Source organism: Clostridium fungisolvens (genome assembly GCF_014193895.1).
Lineage (GTDB): Bacteria > Bacillota > Clostridia > Clostridiales > Clostridiaceae > Clostridium_AR > Clostridium_AR fungisolvens.
On sequence record NZ_BLZR01000001.1, the window covers coordinates 2,691,539 to 2,712,990 of the forward strand.

Below are 21,452 nucleotides of genomic sequence, written 5' to 3' on the forward strand. Positions count from 1 at the left end.
TTCCTGTTGACAAGTTTAAGCTTCGTTATTCTTAAACAAACTTTCAAGGTCAAAGCCTAATTGTTTAGCTTCACCAAGTCTTATTAAAGCATCAGGATCATTGTCTCTGAAATATGTATGCTTTATTTCCCTTTCCTTAGTCATTATTTGAGTACTATTGTCCTTAGAACTTCTAAGTCTTAAACTATACACAATAGGGAAATAGGTTCTTATGAACTTTCCTTCTGCATGCGCTGTAAGGGCTATTATTTGGAAGCCTAATTGCTCTGCTATGAAGAAAACCGGATCAAGAACGTGGTCACTGGAAGCTTTACCAAACGGGTTGTCCACAATCACTGTTCTGTAGTGCCTATTAGTTGGCATTATCTGTTTTCTTTTTTCAGCTAAGTAGTTTAATATACCTAAGAATAAGGACATATTCTTACTCCACTTCTCTCCTCCAGACCAAGAATTAGATACTTCCCAAGAGAAAGGCGCACTTCTCATTTTTCCGTCATTGGTTACTTTTCTACATTTAACTTTAATAGTATCTTGCTTCATTACTATTTGTAATAATTGCTTGGACTTAAGCCATTTTTCAATTTCTTTCTTTGCCTGGTCTGCTAGTTCCATTCCATTTTCATCTTTAAATTTGTCGCCTTCAAGTTGGTTCAGCATCCAATCAATATGCTTTGCCAGTTCTTCTTTTCCTTCTTTTTCATCCCACTCTGGGACATTGAAGATAAATACTTCTTTCCATTCCTCTTCAACCTTTATTCTTGTCTTTTTAGGAATAGCTTTTAGTTCTTGAACCATTGTAATTAGATAAGAATGTAATTGATTAATAAACTGCTGCACTTCCTTATCATGTTCACGAATATCATTTTGAGCAATATCTATGGTTCGTGATATTCTTTCATTCATCATCTTCTGCCACTCAATGATATCCTTATAGGTATTTTTAAATCTCACACCTGAAGTAGCCATCTCTTTAAGCTTTACATCAAGTATTTCGCTTTCACAGAATTTTACAAACACATCCTTTTGTGCTTCTGTTTCTAAGCTCTTTTTATCTAAGACTTTCTTTATATCTTCTAATTTCTTCTTTGCAGCCTCAACGATTCCTTTTCTATTATAAGGAAGATTCTGTGCTAGCTCCTCTGGAAGTTTACATAACTGAATCTCTTCACTTAAATAAGCATAGCTTGCATTGAAAAGTTCTAGATTTCTTAAGATATTCAAAGTACTTTTTTCTTCGTTATCTAATCTTTCTTTTTCACTGGATAAATAAGCTCTCTTTTTCTTTAAAACATCTTTTTCCTTTGATAGCTGCGGCTTTATAAGCTCAAGTTCCAAATTGAAATTGATTATTTCTTTATAGTATTTTAGATAATCTTCTTTTTTAACTTCGTAAAGAGTTTTACTCTTTTCAAATCTTGTTTTAGCTTCATCAGCTTCACCTTTTAATTTTCCTAACGGTTCTTTTAGTTCCTTTATTTCATCAAGCAAACTGGATATTTCTATATCACCATTAAGAGGAAATTCTAAATTTTCATCTGCAGTAACCTCTAGTTTTTTCATAAAGTCCTGCAGCTGCTTTTCATGATTTTTCTTTAAATTTATAGAGCCTTTTAATCTCTCTTCTATCTGTCCTCTATTTTGCTGCTTATTATCAAGCTGATCTTTAAGTATTTTTCTCTCCTCTTCCAATACTTCTTTACTTAAGTCAGAAAACATTGGAGATAAAGTTTTTACTTCTTCGTATAGTTTTTCAGCCTTTAAAGAACTTATATTGTTTTTTACATTACTTAAATCTCTATCTAACTGAGTTTTAACTTCTTCATTTTCCTTAAAAGTTCTTTCAGCTCTTAAAGTTTCTACTTCTATTAGCTCTAGATCTTTACTAATAAGGCTTATCTTAACTTCATTTTCTTCTTTTTCACTGGTCTTGCTTATGGATTCTTGTCCCTTTATTACCTTATCCTCTAGATTTCTCTGCTCTGTACTAAACTCTTTCACATCACTGTCTATCTTTTTAACTTCAATATCTATTTCACTTAGTCTAGCTTCACTAATCTTTATTGAATTAGAGACTTCTTCTGCTTTTTCCTTAAGGCCCTTTTCGACTTTTAAAAGCTCATTATAATGTTCATATGGATATTTATTATAAAATGTAGTTATATCTCTATGTAAATCTTGGCACTGACTTAGCTCTGCTTCTTTTTCTTCACGGAGCTTTGTAGTTTCGTCAGCCTTAAGCACAATATCTTTTTGCCAGTTTTCAAAATATGTTTGATTTATGTTATTAGACCAAATAGAAGGATATATTATGTTTTCTTTTATTGTAGCATTTTCTCCTAAAGCATTAGCCTTAGCTTCATTTTCACTAAGTATTATAATAGGATGTAGAATGTCTCCTATACTTTTACTAACCTTATCTTTAACCTTCTCTACCTCTTTGTCTGAAGTTATTAAGCTCAAGGCCCAATAAGGATAGTTTTTAAAAAGCTCCTGCTCAGACTTTCCTTCTTTTCTGCATATTCTTTGAATATACTTTGTACCACTTTCTAAATAATTAAATCCAGTTCTCCATTGGTCTATACTCTTCTCTAAGGCAGGATCTGCTGTATAATATTCACTTTCTTTGTACTCATCAGCATACCTATGAGCTAGTCTTTCATTAAATATAGATGTTTCTTTTTCTTCCTTTAATTTATAAAGCTTACTTTCTACCTGAGTAACTATTGTACTTTGCTTTGAATATATAGAATCAGCTTCAAAGCTTAGCCAACTGCTTCTAAATTCTTTTATATTACTTAATAGCTCAACCTTGTTATCATTTATACTCTTAATCTCGCTAGTTAAAGCATGCTTCTCCTCATTAACCCCTTCTAATTCTTTTCTAAAATTAGTCAAAGCTTCCTTGAGGTTTTGTTGTTCTTCATTAAGACTTCTTTTCTGGTTGTTAGCTTCAAAGATTTTATGTTCAAGCTCATTTATTCTATTTTTCCATATTAAGACTTCGTCTTTTATATTGCCTTCATTAGGATTGTCTAAGATTGCTTTATTGATCTTATTTATATCAGTAGTCAAATAAGAAATTATACCTTGAAGATTGCTTTTATTATCCAGTAAAGTCTTCTCTTTAGTCCTTATAGCCTTTAGTTCCATCTCACTAGTCTTAAGCTGCTGGACAACATTATTTATCTGACCTTCTAATAAATTCTTTTCTTTTTCTAAGCTTTCTTCCTTATCTAAATAGTAACCTCTTATTCTTTTACTATTTTCCTCTAGTTTCTCTTTTATATCTTCAACAGCTTCATCCTTATCTAATGCTTCTAGCTGTTTATTTATAAGTTCAATACTTTCTGCTTCTACTTTTATGTCTTTTTTATACTTTGAGATTTGAAGGCTTGAATACTTACTTTCCTTCTCAGCCTTTATATGTTTAAGTTTGTCATAGCTTTCAAGAGTTTGTTTGTAGTTTTTCTCTTCCTTAATCATGTCATTTTCATATTTTTTTATGTCATAGGATAAGTTTTTTTGTTTCCAAAGCTCTTCTTCCTCAGATAAAGCAAGGGTTTCCTTATTATTCTTTTCAAGCTTACCCTTTATATCCTCAGCTTCTATCTTTATGTAATTGTCCAAAGCTTTTAAAGCTTCTTTTGCCTTTATCTCTTCAGCTTTAGCTAAATCATACTCTTCAAAAACTCTTGAATATAACTCTATCTGCTCTTCAACCTTTTTGCTTTCTTCTATTCTTGCATTTAGCTGTTTATATTTTTTAAAGTGTTCTCTTTGTCTTTCAAAAATCTCAACAAAATCCTTAGTACCTTCTCCAGCCAAAGCTTCTTCCACAGTAGGTATAAGTAGATTGTCTACAAGCTGACCAGTGGTCTTGCAAGCATCAAAAAAGGCTTCTACTCCACCTTCTGCTCCATTTATTAAAGCGATTTTCCTCCACTCTGAAGGTATTATCTTAAAATTATCTTCTATGTAAGAATGGTATTCTCTTATGCTCTTAAAGGTTTTAGCATTCATTCTGTTTTGGCTCATATAACCATAGTATTCTGCCATTTCTTCCTTAGTGGACGGCCTCATGCTTCCATTGATGCTTTCTCTTACAAAAGGTATCTTATCGATGGAATTATCATCATTTTCTATGTATTCATAAACATACTTATGAGAATCTATATACTCCTTATTCATAAACAAGGTCACTGCTGTAACCGCATATCTTCTTGGTCTCTCATTTAATATCCACTCAATGGCAATATGTGCTGAGGTATTTTGCAATGCTAATGTATTTTTCACCTTTCTATCTGCTACTTCAATATTTGGAAGTATTGCTTGCAGCGCCGTTTGAACAAAAACAGTTTTTCCTCCGCCATTTTCAAGTAGTATAGCTCCGTTATAGCTGTCAAACTCAAAAATATCATCATTATATCTTTTTTCACCATTTTCATACACCACATTAGTAAAACGAATTTTTGAAATCGCCGGCATTACTTTTCGTCCCCCTTCATCTTGTCAATGTTGTACAGAAAATCTAGTATTCCTCTATTGTAATCATACTCCATGTAGTATCTCTGAATGATAGTCTTAGCCTTTTCCGTAAGCTCAAGCTCTTCATTTCCAATATCCTTTATAAGTTCTTGGTCCTCAAGAAACTTTTTAACAGTATTTAAAAAGCTCTTTCTACTTATAGTTCTACCATCCTGAGCCTTTACTTTTTCCTTAATTTCATCCATGTCAGTCCACTTTTGAATTATAGCAGACCAATTATACTCAAACTCCTGATCTAGAGCTTTAAGCTTTTCCTCTTCATGCTCTGTTAATATAAAAATTCTCTGATTTAAACTATCTAGCCAATCAGTTATGGTAATAAAATCTCTAGTTGCTTCATTAGTTTGATAACTATCATAAAAATCACCAAATAAAACGATAATTGATAAATACATAAGATATAAATCCAGATTCACAGCTTTACTTGGGAGATATGCTTTTCTTATAGCTTCATTTGAAACGTGGAAAATAGACTCTTTTGCTATGGGAATCATATAGATTACTTCCCCAGAAGAAAAGATAGTACAATCTACCTCTCTAGCAAACTGATCTACCAGTCCTCGTGTAACATCGTCTGAGGTATAAAGCTTTAAATCCTCTTTTTCTCCGTATCCGTTCATAGCTAGTGTAGAATATAGCTTGAAGCTTTGCATTACTTGCTCATTGCTATAAAGTGCCATTAATATTCCTCCAATCTAAAGCTCATATTCTTAATTTCAAATCTATCTGTAACTTTCAGTATAGTGTCAAGTTCCTCTACATAAAGCTTCTTGCCCTTTTTAATTAATAACTTATAAACTTGTCCAAATATACCCTCTTCTTGATCCTCCTGCACTTCCATAACCACAGGAGATTTTTGATGCAATATAATAAAGAAATCATAAAAACTACGGTGATTTAATATTTCAGCGTAAGCATTATCTTTCATAAACTCAACTATTCTTTCAAGAGTTATTTCATTTTCAGCCTTCATGGCCATAAGTATTATAGAACCAATTACCTTATAATTGTTGCTTTGAAGCTTAATATCAAGCTTCGCCTCTTCATCGCTAGTTACAGCTAAAAAGTCATTTATTCTTTCTTCTTTATCCAGCTTTTCTATCTTCTGATGAGAAAATACAGTTAAAGGAGACCACACCTTGCTTTTTTCTAAATACAGAAAAGGTTCAATAAGCGTTCTTGTCTCACCTAGTGGAATAGGTGATGAAAATACTCTGCTGGTTATTTCTTGATTGAAATTAAAAGAGTCTATCCCTACATAATATAAGGATTCCTGAGCTGCTTGAAGTGCTGAAGTCTTAAGAATAATGCTATCTTTAAAGAGTAGCCTATGGTTGTAATGAACCTCTCCTAGTTCTTTATCTATCTGTATGATAAGCTCATAAGCCTTTCTATCTTCGCTTTTACTTAAGTCACTGGCTATCTTTTCTCTAGTTTCTGTTACGAAGGTTTTTAATTCTTCAAACTCTTCATCTTCCATTTGCAATCTATTATTTATGTCTTCAATTATATTTTTATATCTTTCATAGGTTTCATTAGATACAATATTTCTATTGACCTCATGCTTAATCCTAACTATTCTATCCTGCAGGTTCTTAACATCCAGATTCATTTCATCTATCTGCCTTAAAGCTCCAGAAAACTCACCCTTCTCAAGCTGTTTTCTAAGTACCAGCTGATTTATAGAAAGTTGGAATTCATTAAAATATTCTTTTGTGGCAAAGATAAGCTCAAGCCCCTGCTCATCAAGAGTATAATACTGAGTGTTGGTCTCAAGATCTGCCTTTGCAGCCTTAAGCACTGAATACTGTACAGTTTCTTGCTTCTTAGTCTCCCAATTGAAAAAAGTCTTTGAATTTCTTTTTCCTGTAGGAGGTCTAAAGGTATCAATAATGGTTCTTGCAACCCTCTCAAAACCTATAATATCCATAGTTATTTCATCTTTACTTAACTCCTGTAAAAATGCAGCAAGCTCCTTCACCCCTGTTTTCTTATTTCTTATAAGCATATTCTCAAAAAAGAACAGTAAGGTTAAAAGGCCAAAACTAAAATAATCAACCTCTTTTCCTTTGTCATCCTTCATTCCTTTTCTTGATAATGCATATAAAGGATCAAATAGAGCCAGTCTTTGAATTCTTTCTCTGTAGTTCTCAACTACATTTCCTATGTTTATTTCCATACGCTGTTCCTCCATATGTGCTGAAGTTCTATTTTTCTTAAGCCAGGTTGTGGCAAGTATTGTTCATTTTTTCACCAATGTTTTTGTAGTTTGATTGTACATATATTTTACCATAAAAACAAGAAAAACACTAGCGTCCTACGAACTAGTGTTTCCATGTTCTTTTTAATTATCTTTTTAAAGCTAAATTTTATATGAATGTTGTTCACAGCGAATTAAAAGGTGGATTAATTTCAGATTTTAAAGAAAGACAACCGATTTGTTTAATTTTATACATGTATTTTATTTTAATGTTATAATTGGATGTGTTATAAAAATAGCCTGACATTATAATGTCGATGCCAGGCTATAATTTTATAATTTCAAGCAATGATTTTAAAAATCTCTACTAAATCAAAATTTCTATCCCTATAAATAGCTAACCTCTACACTTACTACTAATAAGTGGGATAATAGCCAGCATTTTCGCCTTAACTTAGCAATGGTTTATCTTTATACTATTCAGCCTTTATGCTATACTATTATGGTATAGTTTATTATTTAACAAATGAAGAAATTAAATTGGAGGTAAACATCATGCACAAACTATTTAGGCCGGCAATAAGAGTGATGAACAATTTAAAGTATCCTCAAAAATTTGGCATTATAATGGTTATATTTCTTATTCCACTGTCAATATTATTGTTCTTTCATATCCAAAATTTAGCTTCTAATGTAAACGTATCCAAGAGTCAACTCAATGGTCTATCCTATGGTTCTGAAATTAGCTCATTAATTCAAAAAGTTCAACAACATAGAGGGCTAATGTCTTTATTTTTAGGAGGTAAAACTGATACAAAAGACACAATAACTGAAAAAAACTCTGAAATCAATGCAATAATTAGTAAAATAGATAAATTAGATGCTAGTTATGGTAAAGCCTTCTCTACTTCTTCACAATGGAGCAAGATAAAAAGCGATTGGTCCAAATTAGAAAATGAAAGCTTTAATCTTTCAATGGTGGATTCTAGCAAACGACATACAGACTTAATATCTGATATTTTAAATTTAAAGATGGATGTTTCAGATGGCTCAAAATTATCTTTATTAGATAACATTGGAGAATATTATTTTTCTGATATGATTATAAATAAACTTCCTGAGATTACAGAACAAATTGGACAAGCAAGAGCCTTAGGTTCAGGCGTGGCGTCTAAAAAAAACATGACAGGTGACGAAAAATACAAACTGCTTGCCTTATCTCAGTCTATAATAAATTCAATCCAAGGTACTGAACGTGACATGAACATAATATATTCTAACAATCCAGAGGTAAAAGCTAAGCTAGGGGATGTTACTGGTGGAGTTTTAACTAAAGCAAACTCTCTGGTTAACACTATAAATACTGAACTCATAAACAAAGATTCGATAACATTGGACTCTACTAAATATTTTAATGATTCAACATCAGTTATAGATAGTGTATACGGTCTAATTAATCAATCCTCTGATATTTTATCTCAGTTATTACAAAATGATATTCAAAGGGAAACATCAAAAAGAGATATAACCATAGGAATTGTTGCTTTAGCACTTTTACTTATTCTTTATCTTTTCGTAGGTTTCTATTTAGCTATTAGAGAAACATTAAATATTATTGAGATAGCTTCAAATAAAATTGCTTCTGGAGATTTAAATGTACGGGTTGATCATTGTGTTAAAGATGAAACTAAATTAGTAATAAATTCATTAAACAATATTGCAAAAGCTTTTTCTTCAATTGTGTCTTCAGCTCAAGTAGTTACAGCTGAGGTTGCAACCTCCTCAAAAGAACTATTTGCTGTGACAACTCAATCAGCTTTGGCAGCTAATCAAGTAGCTGTAGCTATGCAGGAAGTGGCTTCAGGTGTTGAGCAGCAGCTTGAAAAAAATGATGAGATATCCACCTCTTTTAATGAAATTGTAAAGGCAATGCAGGCTATATCCGAAAACTCTTTAGAGGTGGCTGGTTCCTCTATTAATATGAAAGAAGAAGCAGAGCAAGGGTATGTTTCTGTAAAACAATCTATTTCACAGATGAATAATGTAAGTCGTTCCGTTAATGATACCAACACAATCATTCAAACCTTAGGTGCAAAATCTAAAAATATCAGCAGCATAATTGCTACTATTACAGAAATAGCTTCTCAGACTAATTTGCTTGCCTTAAATGCTGCCATAGAAGCAGCAAGAGCAGGTGAACAGGGAAGAGGTTTTGCAGTGGTTGCTGAAGAAGTAAGAGAACTTGCAGAAAAAAGTGCAGAGTCTGCTAGTGAGATATCAAAGATAATACTATCTATACAAAATGAAACAGAGTCCTCTGTTGTGAATATGAATAAAGTTATGGTATCAGTTCAAGAAGAGCTAAGGACGGTGCATGAGTTTGAAGATATTCTAACAAACATCGTAAACTCCGCCAAAAAAGTTAGTGAGCAAATACATGATGTTTCTGCAACAGTTGAAGAAATCTCAGCAAGCTCTCAAGAGGTTTCAGTGTTAGTATCTCAAGTAGATTCCATGGCTAAAAACTTCTCTGATAAAGCTCAAAATGTAGCTAGTTCTTCTGAGGAACAACTGGCAGGATTAGAAAGTATAGAGAGTGCTACTGGAGTAATTCATGAGCTGGCTGATTCATTAAAGGTTAAGATAGATACCTTTAAGGTTTAAATGATGGTAGTTAGTGTAGCATAAATACAGTTATTAAACTATATTATAACTCACAAATCCTTTTGTACATAAAAGACAAGCTTCACCTTAAAGTGAAGCTTGTCTTCTTTACATTATCTATATTCCAAAAGTATACTATCCTTTGCAACCATATTTTTATCAACATGAAAATTTAAAATCTCATGGTTATTTTGGTTTGCAAGTATTAGCATTATTGTATCATCTAGTTCTTTATCATTAAGCAACTTCTTGTCAAAACTTATTAGAAGTTCTCCCTTTTTAACTTTCTGTCCTTCTTCACAGTGTATATTAAAGCCCTCACCTTTTAAGCTTACTGTATCAATTCCAACATGTATAAGGATTTCCACTCCATCCTCTGTTTCTATGCCAACAGCATGCTTACTATCCTTCATAACAATAATTATCTTTCCATCGCATGGAGAATATACTTTGTTATCTGTTGGAGTAATGGCAATTCCTTCCCCCATCATCTTCTGTGAAAAAACCTCATCCTTAACCGCAGCTAAATCTATACTTGTACCATTTGTGAAGGCATATAAAACCTTTTTATTTCTATTTGAACTTTTAAACAAATTCTTAAACATATATACCTCTACTATTTTAATTCTGGCCAGTATTCTTTATTAGCTTCAATCATCTCATCTAAAATCTTCTTAGCTACAAAAGCAGAAGGTATTGGTTTGTTCATAGTAAATGCCATAAGAGCTTTTTCATAAGAGCCTTCAATTGCAGCTTCTACCACTAGTTTTTCACAAGCTTCTTGTTGTTCAATTAGACCTTTATAGAAGGTTGGAATTTCTCCAACTCTAACTGGTTCTGGACCATCTTTAGTGATGTAAGCTGGTATTTCTACCATTGCATCATCTGGTAAGTTTTTAACAGCACCATTATTCTCAACCATAACTAGATGCCTCTTTCTCATATCAAAAGCTAAACTCATAGCAACTTCCACAATAAATTCTCCATGTACACCTGTGAAGAATTGAGTAAGGTCTATTTCACCTGTTGCATTGTACTGGTCTACAGCATCAAATATCTTCTTCTCTCTTCCTTCCATTACTTCATTAGCTCTAGTGTGGTTCTTATCTGCATCTTTAACAATGCTGTCTCCTAGTAGATAATATTGCATATAAGTGTTTGGAAGATATTTAGGGAACATTCTCATTATATATTTAGCATTATCAAAGGTATGAAGCCAAGAAGCATCATTATGCCTTACTTCACTTCTTGAATCTGGAGGAATATATCCATGTTCAGCTACATAAGCTTTTAATTCTTCAGTTTTATCTTCTCCCTTTACTCTAATCTTAGTAAACCAACCAAAGTGATTTAACCCAAAGTAATCAGCTTCTATATCATGCCTATCACAATCTAAAATATTAGCCATATTTCTCATTATAGCTACTGGCATATCACATATATTAAGAATTCTAGCCTTTGGTCTTAATTTGTGCATAGCTTTAGCAACTATTGCAGCAGGGTTAGAATAGTTTACAATCCAATAATTTGGGCTTGCATACTTTTCACAGAAATCTATCATCTCAACCATTGGATATATAGTTCTTAAACCATACGCAAGTCCTCCTGGCCCACAGGTTTCTTGTCCTACAACATCGTATTTTAGTGGTATTTTTTCATCCTGCTCTCTTAATTTATATAAACCCACACGCATTTGGGCAAATACAAAGTCAGCATCCTTGAAACCTTCTTCAGGATCTGTTGTAAATACAAGTTTTACCTCAGGATCAAACATCTCAACAACCTTTTTAACTATTACCCCAACCTTGTTTTGACGTTCTTCATTTATATCATATAATCTTAATTCCGATATCTTAAAATCTTCTTTTCTTGAAAGCAAACTTTTTACGATTCCTGGAGTGTATGTGCTTCCACCGCCTACGATTACTAGTTTAAATGTTCTCATATTAATGCTTCCTCTCTAATTTAAATTTACTTTAATGTTTCCATTGTTTCTAAAGCTTCATCTACAATAGTTCTTATTTTATTTATTGTAAGTCCATAAACAACTTGGATATTGTTGCCTTTTCTCACAACTCCAGATGCTCCAGTTGTTTTTAAGGTTTTTTCATCGATTAAAGTATTATCTGCAACTTCAACCCTAAGTCTTGAGAAGCAATTATCTACAGTTAAAATATTCTTTTTACCACCTAAAGCTTTTATAATTGTTAAAGCCTTTTCTCTATCTTCAGCTTCTTCATCATTCTTACTAGCTGACTTCATTTGATTTTTTACTGCTGCTGCATTTTCATTTAAGTCCACTGCCATATCAGTATCATCATCTTCTCTTCCTGGAGTCTTTAAATCTAACTTTTCAATCATAATTTTAAATACAAAGAATAATACAACTATCTCAACAAGACCAACTAATACATATAAAGGCCAATGAGTTTTAGAAATTCCAGCTGGTAGATTAATAACAAGGAAATCTAAAATACCATTTGTTGCACAAACTCTTACGTTTAATAAGTAAACAAACATTTGGAACAATCCATCAATAACTGAATATACAAACCATAATAATGGTGCTGCAAATATAAAGGTAAATTCTAAAGGTTCAGTAATACCTGCGATAACAGCTGTTAAAGTTGATGGGATAAGTTGAGCCTTTAAGTTATTACGTTTACCTTTTTTAGCTGTGAAGTAGAATGCTAAAGCTACACCAATTACACCAAAGGTTTTAACTAATCCATAAGTCAAGAATCTTGCGGAATCTCTCATCATAGTTACACTAGGATCACCTAGTAAAGCTAAGAATACAGGTTTTGCACCAATTACATTTTGTCCGCCTATCATCATCTGATCTCCAACGGATGAATATAAGAATGGTGACCATATTAAGTGATGTAATCCTGTTGGTACTAAAAATCTATTTAAGAATCCATAAACAAATACTCCGATCGGTCCAGCAGTATTCATAAATCCTGTTAATGCTGAAATTCCACCTGCAATAGTTGGCCAAACATAAGTGATAACGATACTAAATACTGCAATTATTGGGATCATTACAATGAATACAAGCTTACTATTCCCATAAGGAGCCATGGCACTTTTAAATTCTTTAGTTACATATTTATTGTGAACCAAGGCAACTAGGACACCTAGAATCATTCCTAGAAATACTCCCATATCAGTTACATGGAATCCTAACTGTATCGTTTGTCCAGTTCCATATAATGCTCCTGCTGTATCTCCCTTTATAATTTTTCCTGATAGTTCTAACCATTTGCTGTTAGCACCTAAAAACAAAATATAGGACATTATAGAAACAAACGCTGCTTCTGCTTTTTTCTTTTTAGCCATCCCCATGGCTATTCCAACACAGAATAAAATACTTAAGTTACCCATGATAGGTGACAACATACCATTGAAAAACTTACCTATGGTCCAGATTACACCTTTTTCAGTAACAAAAGCTGTATTTGTAAAAACTGCAGTTAATGCAATAGACATACCTACTATTGGTAAAAATAAGACCGGTCCAATCATAGCTTTGGCAAACTTTTGCATACTATTTATAATCTTATCTTTCATTTAATATACCCCTCTACTATTTAATAAATTGTCTCTGGTAATTACCTGAACCTAGAATAACATGTTTAATAATCAATGTTAATAGCTTTGGCCCTTTCAGTAACATGTTGACCAAAAAGTGAACATGTTTACCTTTACATCGAAAATTAGGATGCTATTGAAATTAAATATTTAGTCATCCGATGCTTTAATTCTAATAGCTTGCGCATATAGCATCTCCTATATAACCAATTAATTTAAACTATAGTGTTGAAAATGTTCCAAATAAAAATACAAAAAAGACTACCATGAGAAAAACTCAAGATAGTCTTTACTAAAGATGATGGAATTCAAATATTTAACTATTAGATCTTACATTGGGGTAAATTGTGCTAAATTATAAATACCTAATACTTGCTCTATTTCGGCAATTTTATTTACTATATGTTCAAATCCGTCTTCACCAAATTTTTGTTCTTCTATTTCCTCAAAGCGCTCTCCTAATTCTTTAAATTCTTCTGGTGTTACCAATTCATGAAGTTCTGGAAATACAACTGTATCCTCACGAGCAGAATGAGGTTCATACATATTTATATAAAGTGTTAGTAATTGAATTAATTGAATAATGTTTTCAAAGCTATAGATATTTTTTATTGATGAAAAATATAGTATATTTTCTGTTAAGTTAGAAGCTGCGTCATGTTGCCTACGGAGGGTATTTATAAGTTCAATGTACTTAGGACTTCGTGAAAACTTAGGAAAAACATATTGTTCCTCTAACTTTTGATGATAATTTTCAATAAATTCATGTGCTATTGAAGCAGAATTATAAATAACAGCATAAATGTTTATCTGATTACTTAATTTTTCTCCTTTCAAGTATCTTAATGCATCGCTGTAAATTAATAGAATACGACGTAAAACTCCGTGCTCTCTCATTAGATCCTCCGTAGGAGAAACTTCTATTTCGTTTTCAATAGTATTTGTAATCACCGGTTATCACACCTTTTCCATATTAATTTTAAATAAGTTTCTTGCACAAAACTTCCTATATGTATAACTTAATAGTTGAAATAGAAATCCCATAGTTTATTTTTAGAGTAATAAACTAACAGTCCCCACAGTATATGCTCTTAAATATGCATTTGTGAAGAAATTCTTAAACTAAATAAATAGATATACATAATAGTTAATATGAATTTTGGTTGGTTCTGATTAGTATAATGGAATATCTATTCTTTCAAACTGTTCATAACCTTATCTAGTAAATATTCCATTACTATCATCACTCTTGCATAAAAATAGTTAGCTGTAATATTTCTATCATCTAGTTCTTTGTCGTCTAAAATAGAAAAATGAATTGTTGATTTCTTTGCCATATAACTTGCTTGATTTCCGGTGAAAGTGATAATATCTAATTCATTCTTTGATGCATAATCAATAACCTTTGTTACACTTTCAGTTTCACCACTCTTAGAAATTCCGATTACTAAAGCTCCGCCGATTTGATTACTATCATATACTCCATAGGAATTAGTCTTAATACACTTAAAGCCTAACACAAGCATTTTCCTACAAAAAAATTCAGCTATAGGTGTGGAAAAACCAGTGGCAGTTATGAAAATGATATTTTCTCTATGCTTAATAAGTGTAGACACAAAATCATCTATCTTAATCTTATCTATTTCTTCAATAAAGCTAGTAATATCAGAAGTTCTATCTTGATTCTTCTTTTGATTTTTTATGATAAAGTTTAAGCGATATATCATATCCGTATAACCTGTATAACCAAGTTTTTTCGATACCTTAATTATTGTAGCTGCAGAAGTATAATTGATATTAGCAACTTCCCTAACGCCTTTATTTAACACCAAATCTATATTATTTATTATGTATTCAAGTACCTGTCTCTCTACTTCAGTTAATTTATAATTATCAGCAAGCTTATAAATATCAAACTCCATGTTGTTTTCCTCCTAAGTTATATATAGATATCCCAGTTCTAATAAAATCTATTTATCAAATAAAACTCCATTAATAGTTAAATAAATTATTTTATATAAATGTATTTGATTTATTAAGCATTAAAAAAACTGCACTTAAAAAGGATTATACTATTCTTTTATAACAAGGAACATAGCCTAAACAAAAAATATCACAAGTACCAATTAGGCATCCGTGATATTTTCTTATAATCATACATTATACTATTCATAAGTTCACAAAGAATATATCTTAAGTTATTATAAATACTTCTCACACATTATCTCGACATATTCTATTGCATCTTTTAGCTTTGCTCCTGTTATATCTCTATATCTTTTAACAGCTTTAATCTTTTCACCATCTAAAATATATTGCTTTAGTTCAGCATCTTCCACCTCAGCCACTTCATACCCATGAAACTCTCTCATTTTCTTATCCCAGGTTTTTGAACCCATTACTATTGAAAAAAGCACCATAGCAATTATGTAAATTGAAAGCTTTAAAAATAATTCTGAAGTATTATAAGCTAGACCACCAAAGATATGATTTATAACTATAATTGGAATGGCTACAGCTAAAAGAACACTTCCACCGAATATTGCTGTCATAAAAGCTACATATTTACCTTTTCCCATTGCCTCATATTTGGCCCATTGCTCTCGTTGTTTATCTTTATCATATTTTTTCATAAATTCTCCACTTTCTATAATCTTATACTCCTTATATAACTACTCCTGGTTTTTCATTACTGGCTGAACCTATGTCGCACAATTCCTTTAGCACTTCTGAAAAAAGCTCGTACAACTCCTTAAGTCTTTCTACATCCTTTATAACACCAACCACATTAAAATAAAGCTCATCAACTCCATCAGGAAAATGTGATTTAAAATATCCTTCATCATCTTTGATTTCAAGACTTATACTAGGCTGATATTGTATTAATCGTCTTATATTATCACTTGCAAATAGCTGTTTTACTTTACTTTCATTGTTGCCCTTTATTATAAAAGCTTCATCAAACTGTGGATACCCAACATTAATATCTTCCATACCGAACATCTTTCCCAGTCCACTGAATACACCACTTCTATATATCTTAAAGTAGAAGTTATCAAGGTTTACAAAAGGTGCCCTCATTCTTGTATAGGTTATCGATGATTTCCCTGTTGAAACTACATATGTATCAAGCACAACAGTCCAATTATCTACATGTGCCTCAACCCTATCACCTTTCCAAATTCCATTGTTTACATAATCAGCATTAATTTCTGATGCAAGCTGCTGCCATATTTCTTTTTTACTTGGTCCAAATAGTCCCATAAATTCGCTTCTCCTTACCCCTAAATCATATTTGTATGTTATTAATATATACATTATATGGTGTAACCTACAATATATCAATTTGCACCTACATCTTATTTTAACTTAGTATTATTGTGAGTCTTCTAATTTTGAAAACGGACATACTTTTATGCAAGTATAACATGAAAATACGAATCCCCCTGCAGGTGTTGACCTGCCACAGATTTGCCTGCATTTCTTCTGATTTATTGTAATACCATCTAATGCAGACTGAGGGCATGATTTTAAACAAAGGTTACACCCTTCAATGCATAGTTCCTTTGCCACAGTATCTGGAGTTAATTCCATATTTGTAATTACAGCTCCAAGATAAAGTCTATTACCGTATTTTTCATTTATCAACAAAGTATTTTTGCCAATGTGTCCTAATCCACATGCTTGAGCCGCATGTTTTTGTGATAATATACCTCTTCCTTGCATATTATCAGGATCCCAATACTCATAAGGCTCATCTGAAGGAATAGGTATAGCCTTATAACCTTGTGATTCAATATAAAAAGTAAGTTTAACAGAAATATCATCCAATAGCTCAACTATCTTATTTTTCATCATTGTGTACGGTACTTTAGTATTGGCATCAAGTAGGCTTGGAGAATAGTGTTTTCCAATTGATATTACTGATCTCGCTTCAGGATAAATATCTACTGGGTGAAATCCTTTTGGTGCGTCCTTAAATCTTTCTATACTTCCTATCCCACATAAATCAGCACCTAATGAATATGATAAATTTTTAATTTGATTGTTATCCATAAGTTTTGCTTTGTAAGAGTGTTATAAGCAACATACTCTCACTTAACTTTACCTCCTTCTTTTTTAATTATGTTTTCTATTTCTAAAAGTACAACCTATATCAGTAAATACCGCGTTGAAATATCTAAATGATTATTCTTTTAATAACTTGATATAATTTTTTAGAACTATAATGACTTAATGCAATATATGCCCTGCTTATGAAAAATAGTTACCTTTTGAAAAAGTAGATTATTGCATATATAGATATACATTATTTTAAAATTAATGTTATAATTGGAATTATATTAATTATAACTTAATTGTAAAGTAATATACATTGAAATATTATAGTTTAATGCATTAGCTTAAGGAGATTATAGGAAGAACATGTGGGATGCTATTAAGAAAATCATATATATAATATTAATAATATGGACTGTTATAGTATTATTTATTGCATATAACAAAATAGAATTTACTTTTATGCTTCAATTCTTTTCAAGCTATGTAATATTCTTAATGTTGTCCGGCTTATATTTTATAATTAATATATTTTTAAATATGAAGAAACTAAACTGGGGTACAATGAAAAAAATGATGCTAAAGTTTATTATTACCGCTTTCGCATTTTGGGCTTGCAACGTTTTATTTATTTACTTTACTAAAGGCGAATTAATACTAGTTAATAAAATTTGGGGAGCTATACTTGCTTCTTTTGGTCTTACTTTCGGAGAATTAATATTTTTTAAAAAGACTACAGATTAACATTTATAATGGGTTGATACAAGATGAGGTACTTTGCTTCATCTGTATCAACCCATTTTTATTTTAGTTGGACATATTCTTTTATCCGATAGTATAAAGATTTAATTTCGACTTAGTGTTTTTCTGATTATCTCAATAGATTTAAAACTGAGCTTGTGAATAAATACAGATTTAAAGCCTACTAGCTATAAAATAACTTTACTACAACACACACACTTCTATTTATCTTTAGAATTGCAAAAAGCTATATACTTGTCACTCCAGACCTTAAGACTGTCCAAAACTTCTATAAATTCCTTTCCAATGTCGCTTAGATCATACTCTACCTTTGGAGGAATCTGAGCATAAACAGTTCTATTAACCACACCATACTCTTCTAAAGCACGTAATTGTTTAGTTAGTGTAGCCTGTGTTATCTCTGGCAAAAGTCTTTGTAACTCATTAAATCTAAGCTTTTTTTCACTTAGGTGGTGTAGTATAACCACAGCCCATTTTCCTGATAATATCCTTTGAGCAGTGGCATAAGGGCATTTTCCAAATAGTTCTTCCTGCGTTAACATATATCCTCCTTATATGGATGTACCACTTTGTAATAAAATTTATATTTTCAAACTCTCCTCTCAGAACCCAGAGGAGTTTTGAAAATAGATTCTGATCGAATTGGTACAGCCTTAGTATCTTTTTAGATACTATGTATTAAAAATAATTGTACTTGTTTAATTTTATGTAAGCAAATATAATTTGTGTATACTTAATTATATCACTGAAATTTTTGATAAACAAACAAAACCTATATGGAGGTATTAAATATGAAGATATTAGTAACAGGTGCTACAGGAAAATTAGGTTCAAAGGTGGTGGAAGCCTTATTGAAGGTTGTACCGGCAAGCGATCTTGCTGTTAGTGTTCGTAATCCTGAGAAAGCAGAAGGCTTAAAAAACAGAGGTGTTGAGGTTAGACAAGGTGACTTCGATCATCCTGAAACACTAAACACAGCCTTTGCTGAAGTTGACAGATTACTTATCATTTCAGCTGACGGTGACAACGAAACAAGAATAAGACAACACTCAAATGCAGTGGCTGCAGCTAAGGAAGCTAACGTGAAGTTTATTGCATATACTAGCGTAGGAAATGCAAGTGAAAGTTCCTTATTCCTGGCTCCAGTACATCGTGCTACAGAAGAAGCTATCTTAAAAACTGGCATTCCTTACTGTTTCTTAAGAAATAACTGGTACCTAGAAAATGAAATTGGAAGTATTCAAGGAGTAATGGCAGGTGCACCTTGGCTAACTTCTGCTGGTACTGGTAAGGTAGGCTGGGCATTACAACAGGATTATGCTGAGGCTGCTGCAACAGTACTATCAGGAAATGGATTTGACAATACAATCTTTGAACTTTCAGGAGAACCAATGAGTCAAGAAGATTTAGCAGCTTCCCTTGGAGCAGTATTAGGTAAAGAGGTAGCAGTTCATCAAGTGGATGATGCAACTTATGCTGATGCAATGAAAGGTGCTGGAGTGCCTGATTTTGTGGTCCCTATGCTTGTGGACATACAAAAAGCTATTAGAGATGGAGCACTAGATATAAAGAGTAATGATTTTGAAAAACTTCTTGGTCGTAAAGCAACACCAATAAGTGAAGGACTTGCTCAAATTATTAACGCTCTCAAATAAATATATATATATTAATAATAACCAGCTTCCTTTTAACAAGAGCTGGTTATTATTATCTAAATTAAATCATCTCACTGATTTCTTATGTTTTACAGTTTACATTTGACAATATTATAAATTAACTTTTAGTTCCTGTAGTAATTTAACTATAGTTTTAGATTTTATTTGGAAATGATTTATCGACATTTAATTGAGTACTGTTATATCTATCTATAAAATTATCTTTTTAATAAGTTGAAACTATCTCTCTTAATAATTCGATATTTTTATCTATATCCCCCTTCACTTCCAGCCTATGACCAGCTCCGTCTATTAATTTTAAAGGAATATTTTCTTTCATACATTGCTCCTTAAGAATATTTGTATTTAATAGCTTATCTCTTGTACCAGCAACTACAATAATAATATCCTTGTCTTTCTTAATATAAGATAAGGTTTCTTCTATAGGAGTTAAATATATATGTCTTGCTTTGATACATAGCTTTTCCTCAATCCACCCTGCAACTGCTGTACCCATGCTTTTAGAAACAAATACTATATCGTCATATTGAGATAAATCAATAGCTCTAAGTTTTGCTAGTACATCACTCTTAACTGCTTCAATAAACTGAGCTAACAAATCATATTTATTAGTCAAATCATCATAATTAATAGCTACCTTTTCATATCCGCGGGTTTCAAACTTAAACCCAGCATAATATAGTAATGGACAATCTGCTCTATAATTTACACCTGGAAATATCACAACTATCTTCTTATTACTCATATCATTCTCCCTAATAACTTATATAATATTAAAAAATATTTTCAATCATAATATCCTACAAGTTAATTATACTATTATTGAATATTTCTTCTCATCTCTTATTTGAGTTAATTATACTATATTCTATTTCGGTTGCATTTACATATCACTCAAATATTGAAACAGTCTTAATTAATTTATTTTTTATGTTTTCCTTACAATATAATAATCTTAAGTAAATTTTTATAATAACACTATTTTCGTCACATACATTTTATTCAAATTAGAAAAATCACAAACCATAATTGATTATCTATATATCTTTCAATATAATGTACATAAAGAAAATATAAGAAGGTGTAATTAATATATGAACTATAATATAGAATTACTAAGGCAAGAAAATTACAAACCAACCTTTTGGTCTGGAGGAATGGCAACAGAACTTACAACATATCCTCTAAATTCTGATTATGCCAGTCAAAACTTTTTATGGAGACTAGGCGTTGCTAAGATTGATATACCAGAATCTACTTTTAGCACTCTAACAAAGGTTTCTCGCAAGTTGATGGTTATAGATGGGAACATAACACTAGAACACGAAGATAAATACGATAAGCAACTTACTCTCTTTGATCAAGATGAGTTTATGGGAGATTGGAAAACTAAAACTTATGGTAAAGCTTCAGTCTTTAATTTAATGACTAGGGAAAACTATAATGGTGAATTAGTTCACCTTAATATTAGCGCTAATAAACAGCTTAAATTCGAACATAAAGTCCCATTAATTAAAGATTTAGTAGCAATCTGCTTTTACACTGTAAATGGTGGCTTTTGCTGTACAATAAATGATAAAACTTTTGAAACTGCTAAGAATGACTTACTTTTGATTAACTGCGTAGATTCAGGAGATAATCATGAATTTATGCTTTCCAATAATGTTTCAGAAATTACAGATATAATAGTGAGTATGATTTATCGGGATTAACTTAGTTCATTTAACAAGATTTAATATATTGAGATAAAGCTACATAAAAATAGATATAAAAAAGGCTTTATATCTATAAAATGTACCCTGTAGGATAGACTCTTTTTAAATCATCTATTCTACAGGGTACATTTTACACAGCACTAGGCCTTTATTATTTTATTAATCCTTTTTACTAATATAGTATGTTACTAATGCTTGCGAGATATAAATTGTTCTATTACTTTTTAAGGAATGTAA

Annotated in this window: 17 protein-coding genes; 4 read left to right on the forward strand and 13 right to left on the reverse strand. The window is 31.5% G+C overall.

Features of this window, described 5'->3' with window-relative positions; translation table 11 throughout:
• Positions 1–15: 15 nt before the first annotated feature.
• Genes bsdtw1_RS11690 through bsdtw1_RS11700 form a run of 3 tightly spaced genes read right to left on the reverse strand, consistent with a single transcriptional unit; the run spans position 16 to position 6,724 of the window.
• On the reverse strand, positions 16–4,485 hold the full coding sequence (locus tag bsdtw1_RS11690) for a coiled-coil domain-containing protein (RefSeq protein WP_183277742.1): 4,470 nt from the start codon (positions 4,483–4,485) through the stop codon (positions 16–18).
• Complete coding sequence (locus tag bsdtw1_RS11695) at positions 4,485–5,225, reverse strand: DUF6063 family protein (RefSeq protein ID WP_183277743.1); 741 nt, start codon at positions 5,223–5,225, stop codon at positions 4,485–4,487. The genes bsdtw1_RS11690 and bsdtw1_RS11695 overlap by 1 nt, the downstream gene beginning before the upstream one ends.
• Positions 5,225–6,724 (reverse strand): replicative DNA helicase, encoded by a 1,500-nt coding sequence (locus bsdtw1_RS11700; RefSeq protein ID WP_183277744.1) that lies wholly within the window; start codon positions 6,722–6,724, stop codon positions 5,225–5,227. Before bsdtw1_RS11700 ends, bsdtw1_RS11695 begins: the two co-directional genes overlap by 1 nt.
• Positions 6,725–7,300: 576 nt before the next feature.
• Here bsdtw1_RS11700 and bsdtw1_RS11705 point away from each other — a divergent pair.
• On the forward strand, positions 7,301–9,409 hold the full coding sequence (locus bsdtw1_RS11705) for a methyl-accepting chemotaxis protein (RefSeq protein WP_183277745.1): 2,109 nt from the start codon (positions 7,301–7,303) through the stop codon (positions 9,407–9,409).
• A gap of 113 nt (positions 9,410–9,522) precedes the next feature.
• Here bsdtw1_RS11705 and bsdtw1_RS11710 read toward each other — a convergent pair whose 3' ends face one another.
• The 8 genes from bsdtw1_RS11710 to bsdtw1_RS11745 all read right to left on the reverse strand — a co-directional run bounded on the left by bsdtw1_RS11710 (position 9,523) and on the right by bsdtw1_RS11745 (position 17,059).
• Positions 9,523–10,014: a PTS sugar transporter subunit IIA gene (locus tag bsdtw1_RS11710; RefSeq protein WP_183277746.1), complete on the reverse strand. Its 492-nt coding sequence runs from the start codon at positions 10,012–10,014 to the stop codon at positions 9,523–9,525.
• A gap of 11 nt (positions 10,015–10,025) precedes the next feature.
• Positions 10,026–11,354, reverse strand: coding sequence for a 6-phospho-alpha-glucosidase (locus tag bsdtw1_RS11715; RefSeq protein WP_183277747.1), 1,329 nt, complete (start codon positions 11,352–11,354; stop codon positions 10,026–10,028).
• Positions 11,355–11,380: 26 nt separating this feature from the next.
• Positions 11,381–12,982, reverse strand: coding sequence for a PTS transporter subunit EIIC (locus tag bsdtw1_RS11720; RefSeq protein WP_183277748.1), 1,602 nt, complete (start codon positions 12,980–12,982; stop codon positions 11,381–11,383).
• Positions 12,983–13,333: 351 nt separating this feature from the next.
• Complete coding sequence (locus tag bsdtw1_RS11725) at positions 13,334–13,954, reverse strand: hemerythrin domain-containing protein (RefSeq protein WP_183277749.1); 621 nt, start codon at positions 13,952–13,954, stop codon at positions 13,334–13,336.
• Between the two features lie 239 nt (positions 13,955–14,193).
• Positions 14,194–14,925, reverse strand: a complete 732-nt coding sequence (locus bsdtw1_RS11730) for a MurR/RpiR family transcriptional regulator (RefSeq protein ID WP_183277750.1) — start codon at positions 14,923–14,925, stop codon at positions 14,194–14,196.
• Positions 14,926–15,204: 279 nt separating this feature from the next.
• The gene (locus tag bsdtw1_RS11735; RefSeq protein WP_183277751.1) at positions 15,205–15,636 is read right to left on the reverse strand and encodes a hypothetical protein; all 432 of its coding nucleotides are present in this window, start codon (positions 15,634–15,636) and stop codon (positions 15,205–15,207) included.
• Between the two features lie 31 nt (positions 15,637–15,667).
• A complete protein-coding gene (locus tag bsdtw1_RS11740) occupies positions 15,668–16,267 on the reverse strand; it encodes a DUF3137 domain-containing protein (RefSeq protein WP_183277752.1) in 600 nt (199 codons plus the stop codon).
• Between the two features lie 111 nt (positions 16,268–16,378).
• Entirely contained in the window at positions 16,379–17,059 is a 681-nt protein-coding gene (locus bsdtw1_RS11745; RefSeq protein WP_183277753.1) for an epoxyqueuosine reductase, read from the reverse strand.
• A gap of 369 nt (positions 17,060–17,428) precedes the next feature.
• On the opposite strand from bsdtw1_RS11745, the gene bsdtw1_RS11750 reads away from it, so the two are divergent.
• Entirely contained in the window at positions 17,429–17,806 is a 378-nt protein-coding gene (locus tag bsdtw1_RS11750) for a hypothetical protein (RefSeq protein ID WP_183277754.1), read from the forward strand.
• A gap of 218 nt (positions 17,807–18,024) precedes the next feature.
• Here bsdtw1_RS11750 and bsdtw1_RS11755 read toward each other — a convergent pair whose 3' ends face one another.
• Positions 18,025–18,366: a winged helix-turn-helix transcriptional regulator gene (locus bsdtw1_RS11755; protein ID WP_183277755.1), complete on the reverse strand. Its 342-nt coding sequence runs from the start codon at positions 18,364–18,366 to the stop codon at positions 18,025–18,027.
• Between the two features lie 249 nt (positions 18,367–18,615).
• Between bsdtw1_RS11755 and bsdtw1_RS11760 the strand changes: the two genes are divergently transcribed.
• Positions 18,616–19,479 (forward strand): SDR family oxidoreductase, encoded by an 864-nt coding sequence (locus tag bsdtw1_RS11760; protein ID WP_183277756.1) that lies wholly within the window; start codon positions 18,616–18,618, stop codon positions 19,477–19,479.
• A 226-nt stretch (positions 19,480–19,705) separates the two neighbouring features.
• Here bsdtw1_RS11760 and bsdtw1_RS11765 read toward each other — a convergent pair whose 3' ends face one another.
• On the reverse strand, positions 19,706–20,245 hold the full coding sequence (locus bsdtw1_RS11765; protein WP_183277757.1) for a hypothetical protein: 540 nt from the start codon (positions 20,243–20,245) through the stop codon (positions 19,706–19,708).
• Between the two features lie 349 nt (positions 20,246–20,594).
• Here bsdtw1_RS11765 and bsdtw1_RS11770 point away from each other — a divergent pair, with 349 nt between their 5' ends.
• A complete protein-coding gene (locus tag bsdtw1_RS11770) occupies positions 20,595–21,212 on the forward strand; it encodes a HutD family protein (RefSeq protein WP_183277758.1) in 618 nt (205 codons plus the stop codon).
• The last annotated feature ends 240 nt before the right edge of the window (positions 21,213–21,452 follow it).